At 67.9% G+C, this 18,459-nt stretch carries 20 protein-coding genes; 12 read left to right on the forward strand and 8 right to left on the reverse strand.

Translation table 11 applies throughout. The annotated features are described in order from the left end of the window. Window positions 1-15 precede the first annotated feature (15 nt). Window positions 16-363, reverse strand: a complete 348-nt coding sequence (flgM, locus tag CY652_RS19515) for a flagellar biosynthesis anti-sigma factor FlgM (RefSeq protein ID WP_102132368.1) — start codon at window positions 361-363, stop codon at window positions 16-18. 138 nt (window positions 364-501) lie between these two features. Continuing rightward, on the reverse strand, window positions 502-1,743 hold the full coding sequence (gene flgA, locus CY652_RS19520) for a flagellar basal body P-ring formation chaperone FlgA (RefSeq protein WP_258002377.1): 1,242 nt from the start codon (window positions 1,741-1,743) through the stop codon (window positions 502-504). Between the two features lie 214 nt (window positions 1,744-1,957). On the opposite strand from flgA, the gene CY652_RS19525 reads away from it, so the two are divergent. From CY652_RS19525 to flgL, 12 genes are all read left to right on the forward strand, one after another. After that, entirely contained in the window at window positions 1,958-2,476 is a 519-nt protein-coding gene (locus CY652_RS19525; RefSeq protein ID WP_102132370.1) for a flagellar basal body protein, read from the forward strand. Between the two features lie 70 nt (window positions 2,477-2,546). Next, the gene (gene flgC / locus CY652_RS19530) at window positions 2,547-2,978 is read left to right on the forward strand and encodes a flagellar basal body rod protein FlgC (protein ID WP_102132371.1); all 432 of its coding nucleotides are present in this window, start codon (window positions 2,547-2,549) and stop codon (window positions 2,976-2,978) included. Between the two features lie 10 nt (window positions 2,979-2,988). Further along, the gene (locus CY652_RS19535) at window positions 2,989-3,765 is read left to right on the forward strand and encodes a flagellar hook capping FlgD N-terminal domain-containing protein (protein WP_258002378.1); all 777 of its coding nucleotides are present in this window, start codon (window positions 2,989-2,991) and stop codon (window positions 3,763-3,765) included. 45 nt (window positions 3,766-3,810) lie between these two features. Next, window positions 3,811-5,346, forward strand: a complete 1,536-nt coding sequence (locus CY652_RS19540) for a flagellar hook-basal body complex protein (protein WP_102132372.1) — start codon at window positions 3,811-3,813, stop codon at window positions 5,344-5,346. 46 nt (window positions 5,347-5,392) lie between these two features. Then, on the forward strand, window positions 5,393-6,151 hold the full coding sequence (gene flgF, locus CY652_RS19545; RefSeq protein ID WP_102132373.1) for a flagellar basal-body rod protein FlgF: 759 nt from the start codon (window positions 5,393-5,395) through the stop codon (window positions 6,149-6,151). Between the two features lie 43 nt (window positions 6,152-6,194). Next, entirely contained in the window at window positions 6,195-6,983 is a 789-nt protein-coding gene (gene flgG / locus CY652_RS19550) for a flagellar basal-body rod protein FlgG (RefSeq protein ID WP_102132374.1), read from the forward strand. Window positions 6,984-7,014: 31 nt separating this feature from the next. Then, a complete protein-coding gene (locus CY652_RS19555) occupies window positions 7,015-7,722 on the forward strand; it encodes a flagellar basal body L-ring protein FlgH (protein WP_102132375.1) in 708 nt (235 codons plus the stop codon). After that, window positions 7,716-8,924 (forward strand): flagellar basal body P-ring protein FlgI, encoded by a 1,209-nt coding sequence (locus tag CY652_RS19560; protein ID WP_102132376.1) that lies wholly within the window; start codon window positions 7,716-7,718, stop codon window positions 8,922-8,924. Before CY652_RS19555 ends, CY652_RS19560 begins: the two co-directional genes overlap by 7 nt. A gap of 11 nt (window positions 8,925-8,935) precedes the next feature. Further along, window positions 8,936-9,874, forward strand: coding sequence for a flagellar assembly peptidoglycan hydrolase FlgJ (flgJ, locus tag CY652_RS19565; protein ID WP_102132377.1), 939 nt, complete (start codon window positions 8,936-8,938; stop codon window positions 9,872-9,874). Window positions 9,875-10,124: 250 nt separating this feature from the next. After that, the gene (locus CY652_RS19570) at window positions 10,125-10,883 is read left to right on the forward strand and encodes a flagellar brake protein (RefSeq protein ID WP_102132378.1); all 759 of its coding nucleotides are present in this window, start codon (window positions 10,125-10,127) and stop codon (window positions 10,881-10,883) included. A gap of 160 nt (window positions 10,884-11,043) precedes the next feature. After that, a complete protein-coding gene (gene flgK / locus CY652_RS19575; RefSeq protein WP_102132379.1) occupies window positions 11,044-13,053 on the forward strand; it encodes a flagellar hook-associated protein FlgK in 2,010 nt (669 codons plus the stop codon). Window positions 13,054-13,066: 13 nt separating this feature from the next. Beyond that, a complete protein-coding gene (gene flgL, locus CY652_RS19580; protein ID WP_102132380.1) occupies window positions 13,067-14,323 on the forward strand; it encodes a flagellar hook-associated protein FlgL in 1,257 nt (418 codons plus the stop codon). A 123-nt stretch (window positions 14,324-14,446) separates the two neighbouring features. On the opposite strand, the gene fliR is transcribed toward flgL, so the two are convergent. From fliR to fliM, 6 genes are read right to left on the reverse strand one after another with little or no spacing between them, the layout of a single operon-like run. Further along, window positions 14,447-15,229, reverse strand: a complete 783-nt coding sequence (gene fliR, locus CY652_RS19585) for a flagellar biosynthetic protein FliR (RefSeq protein ID WP_102132381.1) — start codon at window positions 15,227-15,229, stop codon at window positions 14,447-14,449. 60 nt (window positions 15,230-15,289) lie between these two features. Continuing rightward, entirely contained in the window at window positions 15,290-15,565 is a 276-nt protein-coding gene (fliQ, locus tag CY652_RS19590; RefSeq protein ID WP_102132382.1) for a flagellar biosynthesis protein FliQ, read from the reverse strand. Window positions 15,566-15,593: 28 nt separating this feature from the next. Further along, window positions 15,594-16,466 (reverse strand): flagellar type III secretion system pore protein FliP, encoded by an 873-nt coding sequence (gene fliP / locus CY652_RS19595; protein WP_374703679.1) that lies wholly within the window; start codon window positions 16,464-16,466, stop codon window positions 15,594-15,596. Beyond that, window positions 16,467-17,015 (reverse strand): flagellar biosynthetic protein FliO, encoded by a 549-nt coding sequence (gene fliO, locus CY652_RS19600; RefSeq protein ID WP_102132383.1) that lies wholly within the window; start codon window positions 17,013-17,015, stop codon window positions 16,467-16,469. It lies immediately after the preceding gene. Then, window positions 17,012-17,464 (reverse strand): flagellar motor switch protein FliN, encoded by a 453-nt coding sequence (gene fliN, locus CY652_RS19605; protein WP_102132384.1) that lies wholly within the window; start codon window positions 17,462-17,464, stop codon window positions 17,012-17,014. Before fliN ends, fliO begins: the two co-directional genes overlap by 4 nt. After that, the gene (fliM, locus tag CY652_RS19610; RefSeq protein WP_102132385.1) at window positions 17,457-18,458 is read right to left on the reverse strand and encodes a flagellar motor switch protein FliM; all 1,002 of its coding nucleotides are present in this window, start codon (window positions 18,456-18,458) and stop codon (window positions 17,457-17,459) included. Before fliM ends, fliN begins: the two co-directional genes overlap by 8 nt. Window position 18,459: the final 1 nt, after the last annotated feature.

The following is an 18,459-nucleotide window of genomic DNA, read 5'->3' on the forward strand; positions in this document are numbered from 1 at the left end:
GGCGGCCGCCGCCCGTCAGCCCGCCGACGGCGACTGCAGCAGGTTGCGCACCGTGTCCAGCACGCCGTCGGCAATCTTGCCCGTGTCGATCTGCAGCGTGCCGTTGCGGATCGCGTCCTTGATCGACTCGACCTGGGTCGTGTCGATGTCGGCGTCGCCGCTTGCCGCCAGCGAACGCAGTTGCGACGACAGCGCCGAAAGGTTCACGTTGGCGTCGCCGCCCGACGCGCCGGCCGACGAGGCGGTCCCCGCCGTCGTGGCGGCCGCGGTCGCGGTGCTCGCCGCTTCGGCCTGCTGCGTTGACGCGGGGCCGTTCGACGGCACTCTCGTATTGCTGCTCTGGTTCGTGGAATCGATTTTCACGATGGGTTCCTGCTGCTGTCCGGTTTGAGCGTGATAACGGCACGCGCTTCGCCGAACTTTAGCCCGAACGGCACCGCGCCGGGCACCGCCCGTCCGGCCGCGCCCGCGGGCGCCCGGCGGCGGGGCGGCGCGCTTCGCTCAGATCGGAACCTGCACCGTCGAGGCGTCCTTCACGATGCCGGTTATGATCTGGCCCCCGGCCGTGCGGACCTGAACCCGCTGGCCGGGCGAGGCGTTGTTGAGGACGCTGCCCTCCGACGAAATCGTGAAGCCGGCGCCGACGGCGACGACCCTGACGGTCTGCCCGATGGTGACGGCCGAGATGCTGCGCAGCATGTCGGTGCGCAGCGGCAGGCCGGCCGTGATGCGCTCGAGCGCGACGGCGCCGAGCGCCTGCGACGGATCGGTGATGACGGCCTGCGGCAGGCTGGTGAGGTCGCCGTTGCGCGCCATGACGTCGGCGGGCGAGAGCGTGTCGCCGGGGCCGATCGTGCGCGCCGCCATGTAATAGGTGGCCATCACGGCGACGTTGCCCTGCACGTAGAGCGTCCACGGCCGCGTGCCGATGCAGCGCACGCCGATCGTCGTGCGGCCCCACGGGCGCGCGCCCGGCGGCATGAACGGCTCGAGCGAGGTGCAGGCGGCGAGGCCGCGCGAGAACACCGGCGCGACGCTCACGCTGATCTGGCCGGGCAGGCCTTGCGACTGCTGCTGGAGAAACGCGAGCGCCGTGGCGCGGATCGCCTCGCCGTCTTCCTGGCCGTTCGGGAAGGCCGGGTTGGGGGCGAGCGCCGCGTTGTTCGCCGCCGCGTTACCGGCCATATAGGTCGTGCCGGCCGCGCTCGCCGCCGCGTACGGCTGCGAGCCGCTCGCCCCCGCCGCGGGAACGACGACGGGGGCGACGCTGGCCGCACTCACATGCTGGTACGGCGCCACGTTGGTCTGATAGCGGGACGCGGTCGGCAGGGCGGCTCTCTCCCGCCCGGCGGCCTGGGCCGCCTGGGCGGCGGCGATGGCCTGCTGGCTGGTTTCGCCGGGGCCGGCGATCCGGACCATCTGGCCGGACTCGCTGGAGGACGGCGAGGCGTCGCCCGGCGTCGTGGCGATCGACTGGAAATCGGCGGGAGCGGGCGGCGGGGCGGGCTGCCCGGCCGCCGGCGTGGCGAGCATCGCGCCCATCGAGGTGGATTCGGTGGCGCTGGCCGACTGGCCCGGTCCCGGAATGTAGACCGGCGCGCTGCCCGACTGCTGCGCCTCGGCGGACCAGACGGGCAGCAGGACGCCGAGCGCCGCCGCCGCGACGAGCGCGAGTCCGCGCAGTCCTTTCGCGCGGTGCACGTGCCTCGGCCCGGCTGACCGGACAGGAGCAGGCTGCGGCATCGTCGTTCTCCATCGAAGGCATTGATACGCATCGAATTCTAGGCGGCGGCCGTTGTCCGCTAACGCCGAATAGAGGGGCGCTTTCCCGGCTATTCGTCCGATTGGTTCCTCGGGCCTGCCTCTACCATGCCCAACATGAGAAAAGGTCTCCGGCCCCGTCGGTCCGGCCTTTTCGCCCATGCCTTCCCTATCTGTCGTTTCACGGAGAGAGTCGATGCTGGACCAACTCGACGCCGATTTTGCGTTCAATCGCGAAGCCCTCGACGTGCGCGCCACGCGCCAGGCACTGCTGTCGTCGAATATCGCCAACGCGGACACGCCGGGCTACCTCGCGCGCGACGTCGACTTTTCGTCGTCGCTCGCGGGCGCGCTGCGCCAGGCCGGCGCGATGGGGCCGGCGGGCGTGGGCATGGAGAACACCGCGGCGAACGACGTGCCGCTCACCCTGTCCCAGCCGGCCGGCGTGACGAGCACCATGGGGCTCGCGACGACCGAGCCCGGGCAGATGGCGGGCGACGTCAAGCTGATTCCGACGGGCGGCGAGGCCGAGGCGTATACGAGTCCGGTCGAATACCAGGTGCCGACGCAGCCTTCGCTCGACGGCAACACGGTCGACCTCGACGTCGAGCGCGTGCAGTTCGCCAACAACGCGCTGCATTACGAATCCAGCATGACCGAGGTCTCGGGCCAGATCAAAACCATGATGGACGCCATTACGTCGGGCGGCACCTGAGCGGCGCGCGCCCAGTCTTCCCGTCTTTACGCAGAACATTCAGGACGAATTCAGCGAGGTTCACGAGATCATGCCAACCCTGATGAACATCTTCGGCGTCGCCGGCTCCGCGTTGAGCGCCGAGTCCGAGCGGCTGAACGTGACGGCATCCAATCTGGCGAATGCCGACAGTACGACGGGGCCGGACGGCCAGCCGTACCGGGCCAAGCAGGTGGTGTTTGCCGTCGATCCGCTCGGCGGCGCGCGCACGGAGTCGGGGCAGCAGGTCGGCGGCGTGCAGGTGACGGGCGTGGTCGACGACCCCACGCCGATGAAGACGACCTACGACCCGGACAATCCCGCCGCGGACGCGAACGGCTACGTGACGATGCCGAACGTCAATCCGGTCGAGGAAATGGTGAACATGATCTCGGCGTCGCAATCGTACCAGGCCAACGTCGACGTGCTGAACACCGCCAAGCAGCTCATGGTCCAGACACTCTCGATCGGCTCAACTTCCTGAGGGGAATGCGTTGACCACCTCGTCCAGCACTATCGGCGGCAATTCCGCCACCGTCTCGAAGCAGTTGCTCGACACGATGAACGGCACGAATTCGTCGACGTCGTCGTCGTCGAGCACGAGCAGCACGAGCGACCTGCAGTCGACGTTCCTGCAGTTGCTCGTCACGCAGCTCCAGAACCAGGACCCGACGAGTCCGATGGACAGCTCGCAGATGACCTCGCAGCTCGCCCAGATCGAGACGGTGACGGGCGTCAATCAGCTCAACACCTCGCTCCAGTCGCTCTCGACGCAGTTGAACGCGACCCAGGAAGCGTCGTCCGCCTCGCTGATCGGTTCGACCGTGCTCGCCCCGGGCAGCGAGATCTCGGTGACGAGCGGCAACGACATCGCGTTCGGCGTGAAGCTCGCCAACGCCGCCACCAACGTGCAAGTCCTCGTCGAGAACTCCTCGGGGCAGATCGTCGGCACGGACAATCTCGGCTCGCTGTCGGCGGGCACCACGCCGGTCGTCTGGAGTCCCGTCGACTCGTCGGGCAACGCGCTGCCGAGCGGCACCTACAAGCTCGTCGCGACGGGCACGATCAACGGCGAGACCGCCACGGCCACGACGCTCACGCCGGCCATCGTCGACGCGATCGTCCAGCAGTCGAACGGCACGGCCGGCGCGCTGCTCTCGAACAACGACACGGTCAGCCTGACGTCGCTCGGGGCCATTCTCTCGGCGGGTTCGTCGAATTCGGGTTCCGGTTCGGGATCGGATTCCGGCTCCTCGGGTTCGGCCTCTTGAAGTCTGACTGTTTAATTTTCGGCACTTTCCAGCACGGAGACCGCCATGGGTTATGAGCAGGGCTTGAGTGGCCTCGCGGCCGCATCGAACGATCTGGACGTCGTCGGCAACAACATCGCCAACTCCGACACGTACGGCTTCAAGGGCAGCACTGCGATCTTCGCGGACATGTACGCGAGCTCGGTCGCGACCGCCGTCAACGACCAGGTCGGCATCGGCACGCAGCTCGCCGAAGTGCAGCAGGACTTCAGCCAGGGCACGATCGACACGACCGACCAGGCGCTCGACATCGCGATCAACGGCAGCGGCTTCTTCCAGATGTCGAACAACGGCAGCACGACTTACACGCGCAACGGCGTGTTCCAGCTCAACGACGATGGCTACATCGTGAACGCCGAGGGCGACGAGCTGATGGGCTATGCGGCGAATGCCGACGGCGTCGTCAACACGGCCGAAACCGTGCCGCTGACGATCCCGACCTCCAACATCGCGCCGCAGGTGACGAGCACCGTCAACGCCGGGCTGAACCTCGACGCGCAGGACGACCTGATGCTCGGCACGCCGACCGTCACGATGGCCGCCGGCAACACCGGCTCGCTCACGAGCAGCGGCGCGACGGTCACGAACGCCGCAGCCGGCTCGAACACCGACACCTACACGGTCACGTTCCAGGTGACGGGCGGCACGACCACCTACTCGGTCGTCGATTCCACGACGGGCACCACGCTGTCGAGCGGCAACGCCTACACCGCGGGCGACGCGATCGACCTCGGCGACGGCGAAACCGTCACGCTTTCGGGCACGCCCGCCGACGGCGATTCGGCCACCATCGCGCCGACCGCGACCGCGTTCAGCGCGAGCGACTCGTCGACCTACAACTACTCGACGTCGTTCGAGGCCTACGATTCGCTCGGCGGCTCGCAAACGGTCAACGTCTACTTCGCCAAGACCGGCTCGGGCACCTGGGACGTCTACGCCGGTCCGGAAGACGGCAGCGCCCAGCTCGTCGGCACCGCGGACTTCAACAGTTCGGGCCAACTGACGGGCGTGACCGACATCTCGTCGTCGGGCGCGTCGAGCACGCCGACGACGCCGAACACGTTCGTGCTGTCGATTCCGAACACGGACGGCTCGGGCACGCCGCAGCAGATCACGCTGAACATCACCGGCACGACCCAGTTCGGCAGCACCGACGGCGTCAACAGCCTGACCCAGGACGGCTACGCGGCCGGCGAGCTGACGAGCTTCTCGGTCGGCTCGACCGGGCTTCTGACCGGCGACTACTCGAACGGCCAGACCGCCACGCTCGGCCAGATCGTGCTCGCCACCTTCGCCAACCAGAACGGCCTCGTCGACCTCGGCAACAACGAGTACGAAGAGACCGCCGCGTCGGGCCCGGCGCAGATTTCGACGCCGGGCAGCACGGCCCACGGCACGCTCGAGGGCGGCGCGCTCGAGGACTCGAACGTCGACCTGACCAACCAGTTGGTGGACCTGATCACGGCGCAGCGCGACTACCAGGCGAACGCGCAGACGATCAAGACGCAGCAGACCGTCGACCAGACGCTCATGAACCTGTAAGCCGCATCGCGCTGGAAAGTCATACCGCATTGCAACGGGGCGAATCATGGACCGACTGATCTATACCGCAATGACGGGCGCCAGCCAGGCGCTCGAGCAGCAGGCCGTCGTGGCCAACAATCTGGCGAACGCGTCGACCACGGGTTTTCGCGCGCAGCTCGCGAATTTCCGCGACGTGCCGATGTCGTTCGGCGACGGCTCGAGCGTCAACGACCAGACGACGCGCACCTTCGTGCTTTCGGCCACGCCGGGCTCGGACATGACCCCGGGCGAGATCTCGCGGACCGGCAATCCGCTCGACATCGCCATTCAGGGGTCGGGCTGGCTCGCGGTGCAGGGGCCGGACGGCAACGAGGCGTACACGCGCGCGGGCGACCTGCACGTGGACGCGAACGGGCAACTGATGACCGGAAACAACATGCCGGTGATCGGCCAGGCCGGACCGATCGGCGTGCCGCCGGGCTCGCAGGTGACGATCGGCTCGGACGGCACGATCTCGGCCATCGCGCCGGGCAACCCGCCCGACGGGATCGCGGTGGTCGACCAGTTGAAGCTGGTCAACCCGCAGGTCACGATGGTCCGCGGCGACGACGGCCTCTACCGCACGCCGGACGGCAACCCGGCCGACGCCGATCCGAACGTCCAGGTGGTGGCGGGCGCGCTCGAAGGCAGCAACGTCAATCCGGTCGCGCAGATGGTGTCGATGATCACCAACGCGCGGCAGTTCGAGATGCAGACCAAGCTGCTGACGACCGCCGACCAGAACGACCAGAGCGCCAACAACCTGCTCAATTTCAGCAGCTAGGCGCTGTGCTCGCGCCAGGCACGCATCAAGGAGAGGATTCACCATGAACCGTTCGCTCTACATCGCCGCTACGGGCATGAATGCCGAGCAGTCGGAGATGGACGTGATCTCGAACAACCTCGCCAACGTGAGCACCAACGGCTTCAAGGGCTCGCGCGCGGTGTTCCAGGATCTGATCTATCAGACGATTCGTCAGCCGGGCGCGAACGAGACGCAGGAAAACGAATTGCCGTCGGGCAGCCAGATCGGTACCGGCGTGCAGCAGGTGGCGACCGAGCGCATCTTCACGCAGGGCGACCTGCAGCAGACCGGCAACTCGACCGACATCGCGATCAACGGCCAGGGCTTCTTCCAGGTGCAGATGCCCGACGGCACGACCGAGTACACGCGCGACGGCTCGTTCACGACCAACCAGAACGGCCAGCTCGTCACGGCGAGCGGCTACCCGGTGATCCCGGCCATCACCGTGCCGGCCAACGCGACCTCGCTCACCGTCGGCAGCGACGGCACCGTGACGGTCACGACGCCGGCCAACGCGAACAACACGACCATCGGCGCGCTGCAGCTCGCCATGTTCATCAACCCGACGGGCCTGCAGTCCAACGGCGAGAACCTGCTGTCGGAAACGGCGTCCTCGGGCGCGCCGATCGTGACGACGCCGGGGCTGAACGGCGCGGGCACGCTCCAGCAGGGCTACGTCGAGGCGTCGAACGTCAACGTCGTGCAGGAGCTCGTGAACATGATCGAGACCCAGCGCGCCTACGAAATCAACAGCAAGGCGGTCACGACGTCCGACCAGATGCTGCAGACGCTTAGTCAGATGTCGATCTGACGGCGGGCGAGTCAAAGAGCCGGTGAAAAGGATGGTGCAGTTCGTTCGTTCATGTTTGCGGATTCGCGCGCTCAGATTCGCGGCGGCGTGCGGTCTCGTCGCGGCGGTGGCCGGCTGCGGGTCCTTCGATCAGGACCAGAAGCCGCCGATCACGCTGCAGCCGATGACGGCCGTGCCGCCGAGCCCGCCGCCGAACGCGTCGCCGGGCGCGATCTTCAACCCCGGCTACGCGGGGCGGCCGCTGTTCGAGGACCAGCGCCCGCGCAACATCGGCGACATCCTCACCATCGTGATTTCGGAAGACGTCGCCGCGACCAAGACGTCGGGCGCCAACACGCAGCGCACCGACTCGCTGAGCTTCTCGACGCCGAGTTCGGGCTTCCTGAGCGGACTGTTCGGCAAGGCGAACCTCGCGGGACAGGGCGCGAACCAGTTCGCCGCGACGGGTGGCGCGAACGCGTCGAACACGTTCACCGGCGTGCTGACCGTCACCGTCGTCAACGTGCTGCCCAACGGCAACCTCGTCGTGAGCGGGGAAAAACAGATGCTGATCAACCAGGGCAACGAGTTCATCCGGTTCTCGGGCGTCGTCAACCCGAACACCATCGCGGGCGACAACTCCGTGCTGTCGACCGACGTGGCCGACGCCAAGATCGAGTATTCCGCGAAGGGCTACATCAACCAGGCCGAGACGATGGGCTGGCTGCAACGCTTCTTCCTGAGTATCGCGCCATGGTAACGGTCCGCCTTTTCCGCCGCCCCGGTCGCGCGCCGCGCGGCATCCGCGCCTGGCCGCGCGCGGCGTCGCTTTTCGCCGGCTTCGCGCTCGTCTTCGCGACGCTCTTCTCCGGCGCGGCGCACGCGGAACGCGTGAAGGATCTCGTCTCGTTCGAAGGCGTGCGCGACAACCCGCTCATCGGCTACGGCCTCGTGGTCGGGCTCGACGGCACGGGCGACCAGACCACGCAGGCGCCGTTCACGACGCAGACGCTCGCGAACATGCTCGCGAACCTCGGCATCTCGATCAACAACACGTCGAGCGCGAACGCCACGACCACGCAGCAGACGCTCACGAACATGCAGTTGCGCAACGTCGCCTCGGTGATCGTGACGGCCGAGCTGCCGCCGTTCGCGCGCCCCGGCGAGACGATCGACGTGACCGTCTCCGCGCTTGCCAACGCGCGCAGCCTGCGCGGCGGCACGCTGCTGCTCACGCCGCTCAAGGGCGCCGACGGCCAGGTGTATGCGGTCGCGCAGGGCAACGTGGCGATCGGCGGCGCGGGCGCCGCCGCGAACGGCAGCCGCGTGCAGGTGAACCAGCTCAACTCGGGGCGCATCGTCGCCGGCGCGAGCGTCGAGCGCTCGGTGCCCACGAGCGTCGAGATGCCCGGCGGCGTGATGGAGATGTCGGTCAACGACATGGACTACGGCACGACGCAGCGCATCGTGGCGGCGGTCAACAACGAATTCGGCGGCGGCACCGCGGCGGCGCTCGACGGCCGCACGATCCAGTTGCGCGCGCCGTCGGACCCCGAGCAGCAGGTGCAGTTCATCTCGCAGATCGAGGCGCTCAACGTGACGCCCGCGCAGCCGCCCGCGCGCGTGATCCTGAACGCGCGCACCGGCTCGATCGTGATGAACGAGATGGTGACGATCGATAGCTGCGCGGTCGCGCACGGCAACCTCTCGGTCGTCGTCAACACGCAGACGGCGGTGAGCCAGCCCAACGCGTTCTCGAACGGGCAGACGGTCGCGGCGCGCCAGTCGCAAATCCAGCTACAGCAGGGCAACGGCGCGCTGCACCTCGTCAGCACGAGCGCGAATCTCGCCGACGTGGTGCGGGCGCTGAACGCGCTCGGCGCGACGCCGGCCGATCTGATGTCGATTCTGCAGGCCATGAAAGCCGCCGGCGCGCTGCACGCCGACCTGGAAATCATCTGAGGACGCAACGGATGGACAATTCCGAAATCAATGCCGGCATGGATATGTCGAACCGCTTCGCGCTCGACGTGCAGGGCTTCGACTCCATGCGCATGGCCGCGAAGGCCTCGCCCGACCAGGGCGTGAAGATGGCCGCGCGCCAGTTCGACACCGTGTTCCTGAACATGATGCTCAAGAGCATGCGCGAGGCGACGCCCGACGACGGCCCGCTCGACTCGCACGACGGCGACTCGTTCACCTCGATGCTCGACCAGCAGCTCGCGCAGACGCTTTCGTCGAAAGGCATCGGCGTCGCGAACGCGATGATCAAGCAGTTGACGCTCAACATGGGCGGCAAGACCGGCGGCGCCGGCGGCTCGTCGGGCAGCCTCGCCATGCTCAACGCGCTCGGCAGGGCCTACGGCAACGCCTCGGCGAACGGCGCGCTCGGCGGCGGCGGCGAAGGCTACGGCGCGAACAGCGAACTCGTGCCGCCGCTGCACGGCAACGGCGCCTCGCCGAAGGTCGACGCGTTCGTCAACAAGCTCGCGCAGAGCGCCCGCCAGGCGAGCGCGGCGACGGGCATTCCGGCGCGCTTCATCATCGGCCAGGCCGCGCTCGAATCGGGCTGGGGCAAGAGCGAGATCCGTCAGGCGAACGGCGCGACGAGCCACAACGTGTTCGGCATCAAGGCGACGAAGGACTGGACGGGCAAGACCGTCTCCACCGTCACGACCGAGTACGTGAACGGCCAGCCGCGCCACGTGGTCGAGCGCTTCCGCGCCTACGACTCGTACGAGGACGCGATGACCGACTACGCGAACATGCTCAAGGGCAACCCGCGCTACGCCGAGGTGCTTAACTCCTCGCACAGCCCCGAGGGTTTCGCGCAGGGCATGCAGCGCGCCGGCTACGCGACCGATCCGCACTACGCGCGCAAGCTGATGTCGATCATGCAGCAGATGGCCTGACGGTGCCCCGTGCGACACACGAAAACGTTGTCGTCGCCACGGAACCGACCCTTTTCTCCGCAGGGCGTTTGGCCCGCCGGTCCGCGCGGTTGCGGACTGGCGGGATTATTTGCGCCGGGCCCTAAACTTCTGCTACCGTCTGCCGCTATTCCTGATAACAGGTGGAGGAGCGGTTCGCGCCGCCCCGCCCAGTCCGCGTTCGCCGGCGCCGCCGGCGGGGGCTGGCAGGTCCACGAATTCCAGCACAGCCATGGATACCGATCAGTCGACAAGCGAGCCGGGGGAAGACGACGAAGGGAGCCAACCCGATTTCGGCCGGCGCAATCCCCTCGAGGTCGGGGTGCAGTTGCGCAATCTGCTCAACCGGGGCGACTTCATTACGCTGCATTACCGCGGCGGCCAGTTGGCCACCCGGATTCTCGACGTCGACGTGCGACAGCAGACGTTCGTGTTCGACTGGGGTTCGGTGCCGGTGCAGAACGAGGCCGTGCTGCGGGCGGAAGCGTGCCACTTCCTCGCGTCGCCCGAGGGCGTGCGGGTCGAATTCAGCACGGGTACGCCGCGCGAAACCCGCTTCGACGGGCGCAGCGCGTTCGAGGCGGCGTTTCCCGAAGTGCTCTATTACGTGCAGCGGCGCGAGTATTTCCGGGTCGATACGCCGGTGCTCGAGCCGTGCCTGTGCGCGGGCGCTCTGCCCGACGGCACGGGCTTCCGCTGGGAGGTGAACGACCTCTCGCTCGGCGGCCTCGGGCTGCGCACGACGGACGAGCGCGCGGCCGATCTGGAGATGGGCACGCGCATTCCGGACGTCGACCTGGACCTGCGCTCGCACGGCACGCTGAACGTGGAGCTCGGGCTCGTCGGCAAGCGCTTCGTCGATCTGCCCAATGGCACGCGCCGCTATCACCTCGGTTTTCGCTTCGAGTCGCTGCCGGGCACGACGGAAAACACGCTGCAGCGCTACATCACCCAGCTCGAAATGAAGCGCCGCTCGCTCGTGCGCGGCTGAAGTCTTACGCTTTCCGCAGTCCTCCCGCCGGTTCCGCGGCGGGCGCGGCCGGTTGCCGTCGGCGCTGCGGCGCTCAATTTTGGCGCCGCGCTGCCGTTATACGGACTGTTCACCAACGCGGCCGCCCGATGCGCAGGCCGCCACACAGGATGACGGACGCATGGGCGACTTATACGCGATCGGCTTGAGCGGCCTCGAAGCGGCTCAGCTTGGCATTTCGACGACCGGCAACAACATCAGCAACTCGACGACGCCGGGCTACGACGTCGAATCGCCCGTCTATGCCGAGGCGAGCGGCCAGTACAGCGAGTCGGGCTACATCGGCAACGGCGTCGACACGACCACCATCCAGCGGGCCTACAGCCAGTTCCTGACGACGTCGCTGAACAACGCGCAGTCGCAGAACAACGCGGCGAGCACGTCCTACCAGATGGCCGAGCAGTTGAGCAACCTCGTCGGCAGCCCGAGCAGCGGCATCGCCTCGGCGATTTCGTCGGTGTTCACCGGCCTGCAGGACGTGGCGGACGACCCGTCGGAAGACTCGTCGCGCCAGAGCGCCCTCGGCGACGCGCAGACGCTCGCCGACGAAATCAACTCGGCCGGCGAGCAGTACGACGAGATGCGCTCGGGCATCAACACGCAGCTCTCGGACGCGGTCAACCAGATCAACACGTATACGGGGCAGATCGCGCAGCTAAACACGCAGATCTCCGAAGCGAGCACGCAGGGCCAGGCGCCGAACCAGCTTCTCGACGAGCGCGACCAGGACGTCTCCGCGCTCTCGCAGCTCGTGGGCGTGCAGGTCGTGCAGAACAGCGACGGCTACAGCCTTTTCCTCAGCAACGGGCAGCCGCTCGTGGTCGGCTCGCAGAGCTTTTCGCTCTCTACCGTCCCCTCGTCGGCCAACCCGAACGAGGACGTGGTGGCCTACGACGGCGCGGCCAACGAACCCGACTCGACGCCGACGCAGCTCTCCAGCTCGGCGATCACGGGCGGCACGGTGGGCGGCCTGCTGTCGTTCCGCAGCACGATCCTGGACCCGGCCGAGGCTCAGCTCGGCGCCATCGCGACGAGCTTCGCCTCGCAGATCAACTCGCAGAACGAGCTCGGCCTCACGCTCACGGGCGCGGCCGGCGCCGCGCTCTTCTCGGTCGGCTCGCCGACCGTCTACGCGAACGCGAACAACACCGGCGACGCCTCGCTCGCCGTCACGCTGTCGAACGCGTCCTCGCCGCCCACGGACAACTATGCGCTCTCGTACAACGGCACCGACTACACGCTGACCGACACGACCACGAACCAGGTGGTCTCGAGCTCGACGAACGCGTCGACGGCGGCGGCCGCGGCCGGCCTCGACGTCACGCTCACGGGCACGATGAACGCGGGCGACTCGTTCACGATCCTGCCGACGAGCGGCGCGCTCGACAACTTCTCGGTCACGACGACCGACCCGAGCGCGATCGCGGCTGCTTCCCCCGTGCTCGTCTCGGCGTCGAGCTCGAACACGGGTAGCGGCGAGATTTCCGACGTCTCGGTGAGCGCCGGCTACGACATTCCGTCGACGGCCACCACGCTGACCTACACGGCGCCGACGACCTCGGGCGGTTCCGGCTCGCTCGCGGGCTTCCCGGCCGGCTCGACCGTGACGGTGACGACGCCGGGCTCGAGCACGCCGACGACCTACACGATCGGGGCCAACGGCTCGTCCACGCCGCCCGTCGCCTACGACCCGTCCACGGGCGCGACCATCACGATCACGGACACGGCGGCGGGCTCGCTCACGGGCGTGACCTTCACGCTGACCGGCACGCCGGCCGGCGGCGACGAGTTCACGGTCGCCTCGAACGCGGGCGGCACGAGCGACGGCAGCAACGCGCTCGCCATGGCCGACCTCGCCTCGAGCACGACCCTCGGCGGCAACACGCTGACCGACGCCTACTCGAATTACGTGAATTCGGTGGGCAACAGCACGAGCGACCTCGAGGCGACCAGCACCTCGTCGGCCTCGCTCGTGAGCCAGTTGACGACTTCGCAGCAGTCGGTCTCGGGCGTGAACCTCGACGAGGAAGCGACGAACCTGCTGCAGTACCAGCAGCTTTACCAGGCCAACAGCAAGGTCATCCAGACGGCGGAATCGCTGTTCCAGACGCTGATCGGCATCTTCCAGTAAGAGGGATCGAACGATGCGTATCGCCACGTCCGAGATTTACACGTCCACCGTCCAGACGATGAACAACCAGGAGGCGCAACTGGCCCAGCTCGAAGACGAGATCTCGAGCGGCCAGGCCCTCACCACGCCGGCGTCCAATCCGGTCGCCGCCGCGCAGGCCGTGCAGTTGAGCGCGACCTACTCGACGCTGTCGCAATACTCGACGAACCAGACCGACGCGCTCACGTCGCTGCAGCTCGAGGATTCGACGCTCGGCAGCGTGACGACCGAGCTGCAGAGCTTCAATTCGCTGCTCGAGTCGGCGAACAGCGGCACGCTCAACGACACCGACCGCGCGGCGCTCGCCCAGCAGCTCGAAGGCGTGCGCAACCAGTTGCTCTCGCTCGCCAACACGACCGACGGCACCGGCAGCTACCTGTTCGCCGGTTACGACGCCAACACGCAGCCGTTCACGAATTCGGCGAGCGGCGTCGGCGTCACCTACTCGGGCGACGAGGGCGAGCGCACCATGCAGATCAGCGACACGACGCAGATCGCGGTGACCGACCCCGGCTCGAACGTGTTCATGGCCGTGTCCGCCGGCGCCACGCCCGTGGCCTCGGGCTCGTCGGCCAACACTGGCACCGGCACCATCGGCGCCGTGACGGTTTCGAATCCGGCCGCCGTGCCGAACGACGCCAACTACAGCATCACGTTTTCGGACACGACGGGCACGCTCACCTACGGCGTCACGGACGAGTCGACCACGCCGCCCACGCAGCTCTCGACCGCCCAGACCTACACGGCCGGCCAGCCCATCACGCTCGGCAGCGGCATGTCGGTGACGATCTCGGGCACGCCCGCCTCGGGCGACGCGTTCAGCGTGCAGTCGGCGAATCTTTCCACGGCCGGCAACGGCACCGGCACCGACGTCTTCGCGGCGATGGACGCCGTCATCGCGGCGCTGCAGAGTCCCGTCTCGGGCAACGACGCCGCGGCGGCGAACCTCACGAACGTGATCGCGACGGCGACGACCCAGATCAGCAACGAGCTCACCAACGTCTCGACGATCCAGGCATCGGTCGGCGGACGCGAGGACCAGGTGGAGGCGACGCAGACGCTGACCTCGTCGACGTCGACGCAGACGCAGACGAACCTGTCGGGCCTCGTGAACACCAACCTGACTTCGACGATCAGCGAGTACGAGCAGGTGGAGACCGCGCTGACGGCCTCGCAGAAAACCTTCGCCGAGACGTCGAGCCTCTCGCTCTTCCAGTACATCAATCCCTGATCCGTCCCGATCGGGCCCGCGAGCGGCACGCCGCCCTCGCGCCCGAACGCGAACGAAAAAAGCTCCCGCGCGCGGCAGGCCGCGCCGGGAGCTTTGGGTTTGTGCGCCGCGCGGCTGCCGTTGTTACCGCAGGGCGGCGGCGATGCGCCCCATCTCGTCGACGCTCGTGTTGAAGATTTGCGCGAAGAGCGGAATCAGGTTCGGGATCATCATCTGGATCAGCAGCATGCCGACGAGCAGCGTCAGCGCGAAGCCGACCTGGAAAATGCCGATCTGCGGCGCGGCGCGGTTCAGGATGCCGAGCGCGAGGTTGGCGATCAGCACCGAGATGACGACGGGCAGCGAGATGAGCAGCCCGTACAGGAGCACGGCCGCGCCCCAGTTCGCCAGCATTTGCCAGCCGGGCGCGGCGAGCAGGTTGGCCGTCACCGGCACCGACTGGAACGAGGCGACGAGCGCGCTGATGATCTGGAGGTGGCCGTCGAGCGAGAGAAACGCGAGCGTCGCGATGGTGCTGAGGAACGTGGACAGCGCCGGCGTGGTGGCGTCGGACTGCGGGTCGAAGAAGGTGGCGAAGCCGATCCCCATGCCGAGGCCCATCAGCTCGCCGGCGCCCGTGATGGCGCCGAACACCACCTGCATCGAGAAGCCGAGTGCCACGCCGACGAGAAACTGGTTGGCGAGGATCCAGATGCCCTGCGCGGAGAACACCGTCGCGGGGGGCAGCGGGCCGATGGTCGGCGCGACGATCAGCGTCATGAAGGCCGCGAGGCCGATTTTCGCCATCGTCGGGAACGACGTGCTGCCCGTGACGGGAGCCGCGGCGATGAACGCGAGGATGCGCGTGAACGGCCACAGGAACGCGGTGAGCCACATGTTGAGCTGCGCGTAGGTGACCGAGAACATGGCGGGAGGGCGCGTGCGGTGTGGGTCGTGCGGGGCGTGTCGTGCGGGCCGGGCGCGCGCCTAGCCGCTGTTCGCCACGGACGGAATGTTCGTGAACACGTGGCGCATGTAGTCGAGGATCGTCGTGAGCATCCACGGCCCGATGAGCACGAGCGTCACCGCGATGGCGATGGCCTTCGGGATGAACGACAGCGTGGCTTCGTTGATCTGCGTGGCCGCCTGGAAGAGGCTCACGATCAGGCCGACCACGAGCGAGACGAGGAGGAGCGGCGCCGCGAGCAGCAGCGTCACGTACATGGCCTCGTGGGCGAGCGTCATTACGTATTCGGGCGTCATGGCGGGAGCTCCTCGTGCGGCGCCGCTTTTAGCTGAAGCTCTGCGCGAGCGAGCCGATCAGCAACTGCCAGCCGTCCACGAGCACGAACAGCATCAGCTTGAACGGCAGCGAGATGGTGGTCGGCGAGACCATCATCATCCCCATCGACATCAGCACGCTCGCCACGACGATGTCGATGATGAGAAACGGTATGAAGATCGTGAAGCCGATCTGGAAGCCTGTCTTCATCTCGCTCGTGACGAACGCGGGCACGAGCAGCGAGAGCGGCACGTCCTCGGGGCCCTGCATCGGCGCCGCGTGCGAGATGCGCGCGAAGAGCGCGAGGTCCGACTCGCGGGTCTGGCGCAGCATGAACGTCTTGAACGGCGCGACGCCGCGCTGCACCGCCTCGTCCATCGGCAGCGTGCCGGCCGCGAACGGCTTGTAGCCGTCGTTGTAGGCGCGGTTCAGCACCGGCGACATGACGAACAGCGTGAGAAAGAGCGCCATGCCGACGAGCACCTGGTTGGGCGGCGTCGTCGTCGTGCCGATGGCCTGGCGCAGCAGCGAGAGCACGATGATGATGCGCGTGAAGCTCGTCATCATCAGGATCATCGCCGGCAGGAACGACAGCATCGTGAGCACCAGCATGGTCTGGATGCTCAGCGTGTACGTGGTGCTGCCGTTGGGGCCCGGGCTCGCGTTGAGGGCGGGCAGGCCCGCTACCTGCGCGTGCGCGCAGCGCGGCAGCGCGAACATCAGCACGGCCGCGACGAGCGCCCACAGGAGCGGCGCCGAAACGGCCAGCGAAAGCGCCGCCCGGGCCAGCAGGCGGCGCCTTGCGCGCGCCTCCGGAGCCGCCGCTGCGTCGCGGCCTGCGGCGCCTTGCGCCGCGACTAGAACTTCGCCCCGCATCCGCATCTACTGCTCTCCGCCTTCGCGGCGGCCCAGCCGCCTGCGCGCCTCGCTGCCGAGCGCGTCGCGAAAGCGCCGCGCGAAGCTGCCGGCTCCGTCCGTCCGGCTGTCCGGCGAGGACGGCGTGCCGGCGCCGCCCGGCAATTCGCCGGCCGGCATGGTGTGAAGCAGCCGGACGTTGCCCGGCGCCGCGCCGAGCACGAGCCAGGTGTCGCCGACCTCGACGACGGCCACGCGTTCCTTGCCGCCGAGCGAGGCGCCGCCGATCGTTCTCACGAGGCCGCCGCGCTGCGCCGGCTGCAGGCCGAGCCGGCGCGCGAGCCAGGCGCAGCCGAACACGAGGCCGAGCACGATGGCGAGGCCGAAGATCGTCTGCATCACGGCGCCGACGCCGAGCGCGGGCACGGCGCTGCCGACCGCGACGTCCGAGGCCGAGCGCACCGCCCGGTTGACGGCCTGCAGGTCGGCGGCGCGGGCGGCGAGCGGCGCCGCGAGAGCGAGAACGGGCGCGGCGCGCAGCATCAGCCTGGCCGCGCGCGCCGGGCGGGACTTCATCGATTCAGCTTCCTGATCCGTTCGGACGGCGTGATGATGTCGGTGAGACGAATGCCGAACTTGTCGTTGACGACCACGACTTCGCCCTGCGCGATGAGCCAGCCGTTCACGAGCACGTCCATCGGCTCGCCGGCGAGCCCGTCGAGCTCGACGACCGAGCCCTGCGCGAGCTGGAGCAGGTTGCGGATCGCGATCTTGGTGCGTCCGAGCTCGACCGTCATCTGGACCGGAATGTCCAGAATCATGTCGATGTCGTTGCGCGTCGCGACCGCGTCGGTTTTCGAGAGCGGCTGGAACACGCCGGCGCTCGTGGCGGTCTCGGGCGTCTCGTTGCCGTTCTGCTCGGCGAGCGCGCTCGCCCAGTCGTCGGTCTCGGTCGCGGCGGCGGTCCCCGCGTCGCCTGCCCCCTGTGCGGGTTCGGCGGCCGGCGTGGCGTTGACGTCACTCATAATCGTTTTCCTTCATCGTGTCCGCTGCGCTGATCATTTTCTGGACCCGCAACGCGTATTGACCATTGAATATTCCGTAGCCGCACTCCATGATCGGCACGCCGTCCACCTTGGCGACGATGTGCTCGGGAATGTCGATCGGCAGCACGTCCCCCGCGCGCATGTTGAGAATCTGCTCGATGGTGCCGCGGATCTGCGTGAGGTCGGCCGTGAGCTCCACCTCGGCCGCCTGCACCTGCTTGGAGAGCACGCGCACCCAGCGGCTGTCCACGTCGAGCGCCTCGCCCTGGATCGGCGAGGAGAGCACGTCGCGGATCGGCTCGATCATCGAGTACGGCATGCAGATGTGCAGCGTGCCGCCGATCGCGCCGAACTCGATCGAGAACTGCGTGACGATGACGATTTCGTTGGGCGTCGCGACGTTGGCGAACTGCGTGTGCATTTCCGAGCGCACGAACTCGAACTGCAGCGGCTTCACGCTCTTCCAGGCGCTCGCGTAATGCTCGAACACGAGGTTCAGCAGCTTGCTGATGATGCGGTGCTCGGTCTGCGTGAAGTCGCGGCCCTCGACGCGCGTGTGAAAGCGCCCGTCGCCGCCGAACAGGTTGTCGACCACGAAGAACACGAGGTTCGGGTCGAACACGAACAGCGCCGTGCCGCGCAGCGGCTTGGCGTGCACGAGGTTCAGGTTGGTCGGGATCGGCAGGTTGCGCGTGAACTCGCTGTACTTCTGCACGCGCACCGGGCTCATCGAGATCTCGGCCGAGCGCCGCATGAAGTTGAAGATGCCCACGCGCATGAGCCGCGCGAAACGCTCGTTGATGATTTCGAGGCCCGGCATCCGGCCCCGGACGATACGCTCCTGGGTCGCGATGTTGTAGGGGCGCACGCCCCGCTGCTCGGCGGACTGTCCCGCGTCCTGCTCGGCATCCCCGGTCACGCCCTTCAGGAGGGCGTCGACCTCCTCCTGGGACATGAACTCGTTGTGACCCATT

Source organism: Burkholderia sp. WAC0059, from assembly GCF_002870125.1.
GTDB lineage: Bacteria > Pseudomonadota > Gammaproteobacteria > Burkholderiales > Burkholderiaceae > Paraburkholderia.

What these genes read in the sequence shown, in the direction of transcription:
- flgA (WP_258002377.1), bottom strand. Translation starts at nt 1,743, where the DNA reads ATGCCGCAGCCTGCTCCTGTCCGGTCAGCCGGGCCGAGGCACGTGCAC.
- CY652_RS19525 (WP_102132370.1), top strand. Translation starts at nt 1,958, where the DNA reads ATGCTGGACCAACTCGACGCCGATTTTGCGTTCAATCGCGAAGCCCTC.
- flgC (WP_102132371.1), top strand. Translation starts at nt 2,547, where the DNA reads ATGCCAACCCTGATGAACATCTTCGGCGTCGCCGGCTCCGCGTTGAGC.
- CY652_RS19540 (WP_102132372.1), top strand. Translation starts at nt 3,811, where the DNA reads ATGGGTTATGAGCAGGGCTTGAGTGGCCTCGCGGCCGCATCGAACGAT.
- flgF (WP_102132373.1), top strand. Translation starts at nt 5,393, where the DNA reads ATGGACCGACTGATCTATACCGCAATGACGGGCGCCAGCCAGGCGCTC.
- flgG (WP_102132374.1), top strand. Translation starts at nt 6,195, where the DNA reads ATGAACCGTTCGCTCTACATCGCCGCTACGGGCATGAATGCCGAGCAG.
- CY652_RS19555 (WP_102132375.1), top strand. Translation starts at nt 7,015, where the DNA reads ATGGTGCAGTTCGTTCGTTCATGTTTGCGGATTCGCGCGCTCAGATTC.
- CY652_RS19560 (WP_102132376.1), top strand. Translation starts at nt 7,716, where the DNA reads ATGGTAACGGTCCGCCTTTTCCGCCGCCCCGGTCGCGCGCCGCGCGGC.
- flgJ (WP_102132377.1), top strand. Translation starts at nt 8,936, where the DNA reads ATGGACAATTCCGAAATCAATGCCGGCATGGATATGTCGAACCGCTTC.
- CY652_RS19570 (WP_102132378.1), top strand. Translation starts at nt 10,125, where the DNA reads ATGGATACCGATCAGTCGACAAGCGAGCCGGGGGAAGACGACGAAGGG.
- flgK (WP_102132379.1), top strand. Translation starts at nt 11,044, where the DNA reads ATGGGCGACTTATACGCGATCGGCTTGAGCGGCCTCGAAGCGGCTCAG.
- flgL (WP_102132380.1), top strand. Translation starts at nt 13,067, where the DNA reads ATGCGTATCGCCACGTCCGAGATTTACACGTCCACCGTCCAGACGATG.
- fliR (WP_102132381.1), bottom strand. Translation starts at nt 15,229, where the DNA reads ATGTTCTCGGTCACCTACGCGCAGCTCAACATGTGGCTCACCGCGTTC.
- fliQ (WP_102132382.1), bottom strand. Translation starts at nt 15,565, where the DNA reads ATGACGCCCGAATACGTAATGACGCTCGCCCACGAGGCCATGTACGTG.
- fliP (WP_374703679.1), bottom strand. Translation starts at nt 16,466, where the DNA reads ATGCGGATGCGGGGCGAAGTTCTAGTCGCGGCGCAAGGCGCCGCAGGC.
- fliO (WP_102132383.1), bottom strand. Translation starts at nt 17,015, where the DNA reads ATGAAGTCCCGCCCGGCGCGCGCGGCCAGGCTGATGCTGCGCGCCGCG.
- fliN (WP_102132384.1), bottom strand. Translation starts at nt 17,464, where the DNA reads ATGAGTGACGTCAACGCCACGCCGGCCGCCGAACCCGCACAGGGGGCA.
- fliM (WP_102132385.1), bottom strand. Translation starts at nt 18,458, where the DNA reads ATGGGTCACAACGAGTTCATGTCCCAGGAGGAGGTCGACGCCCTCCTG.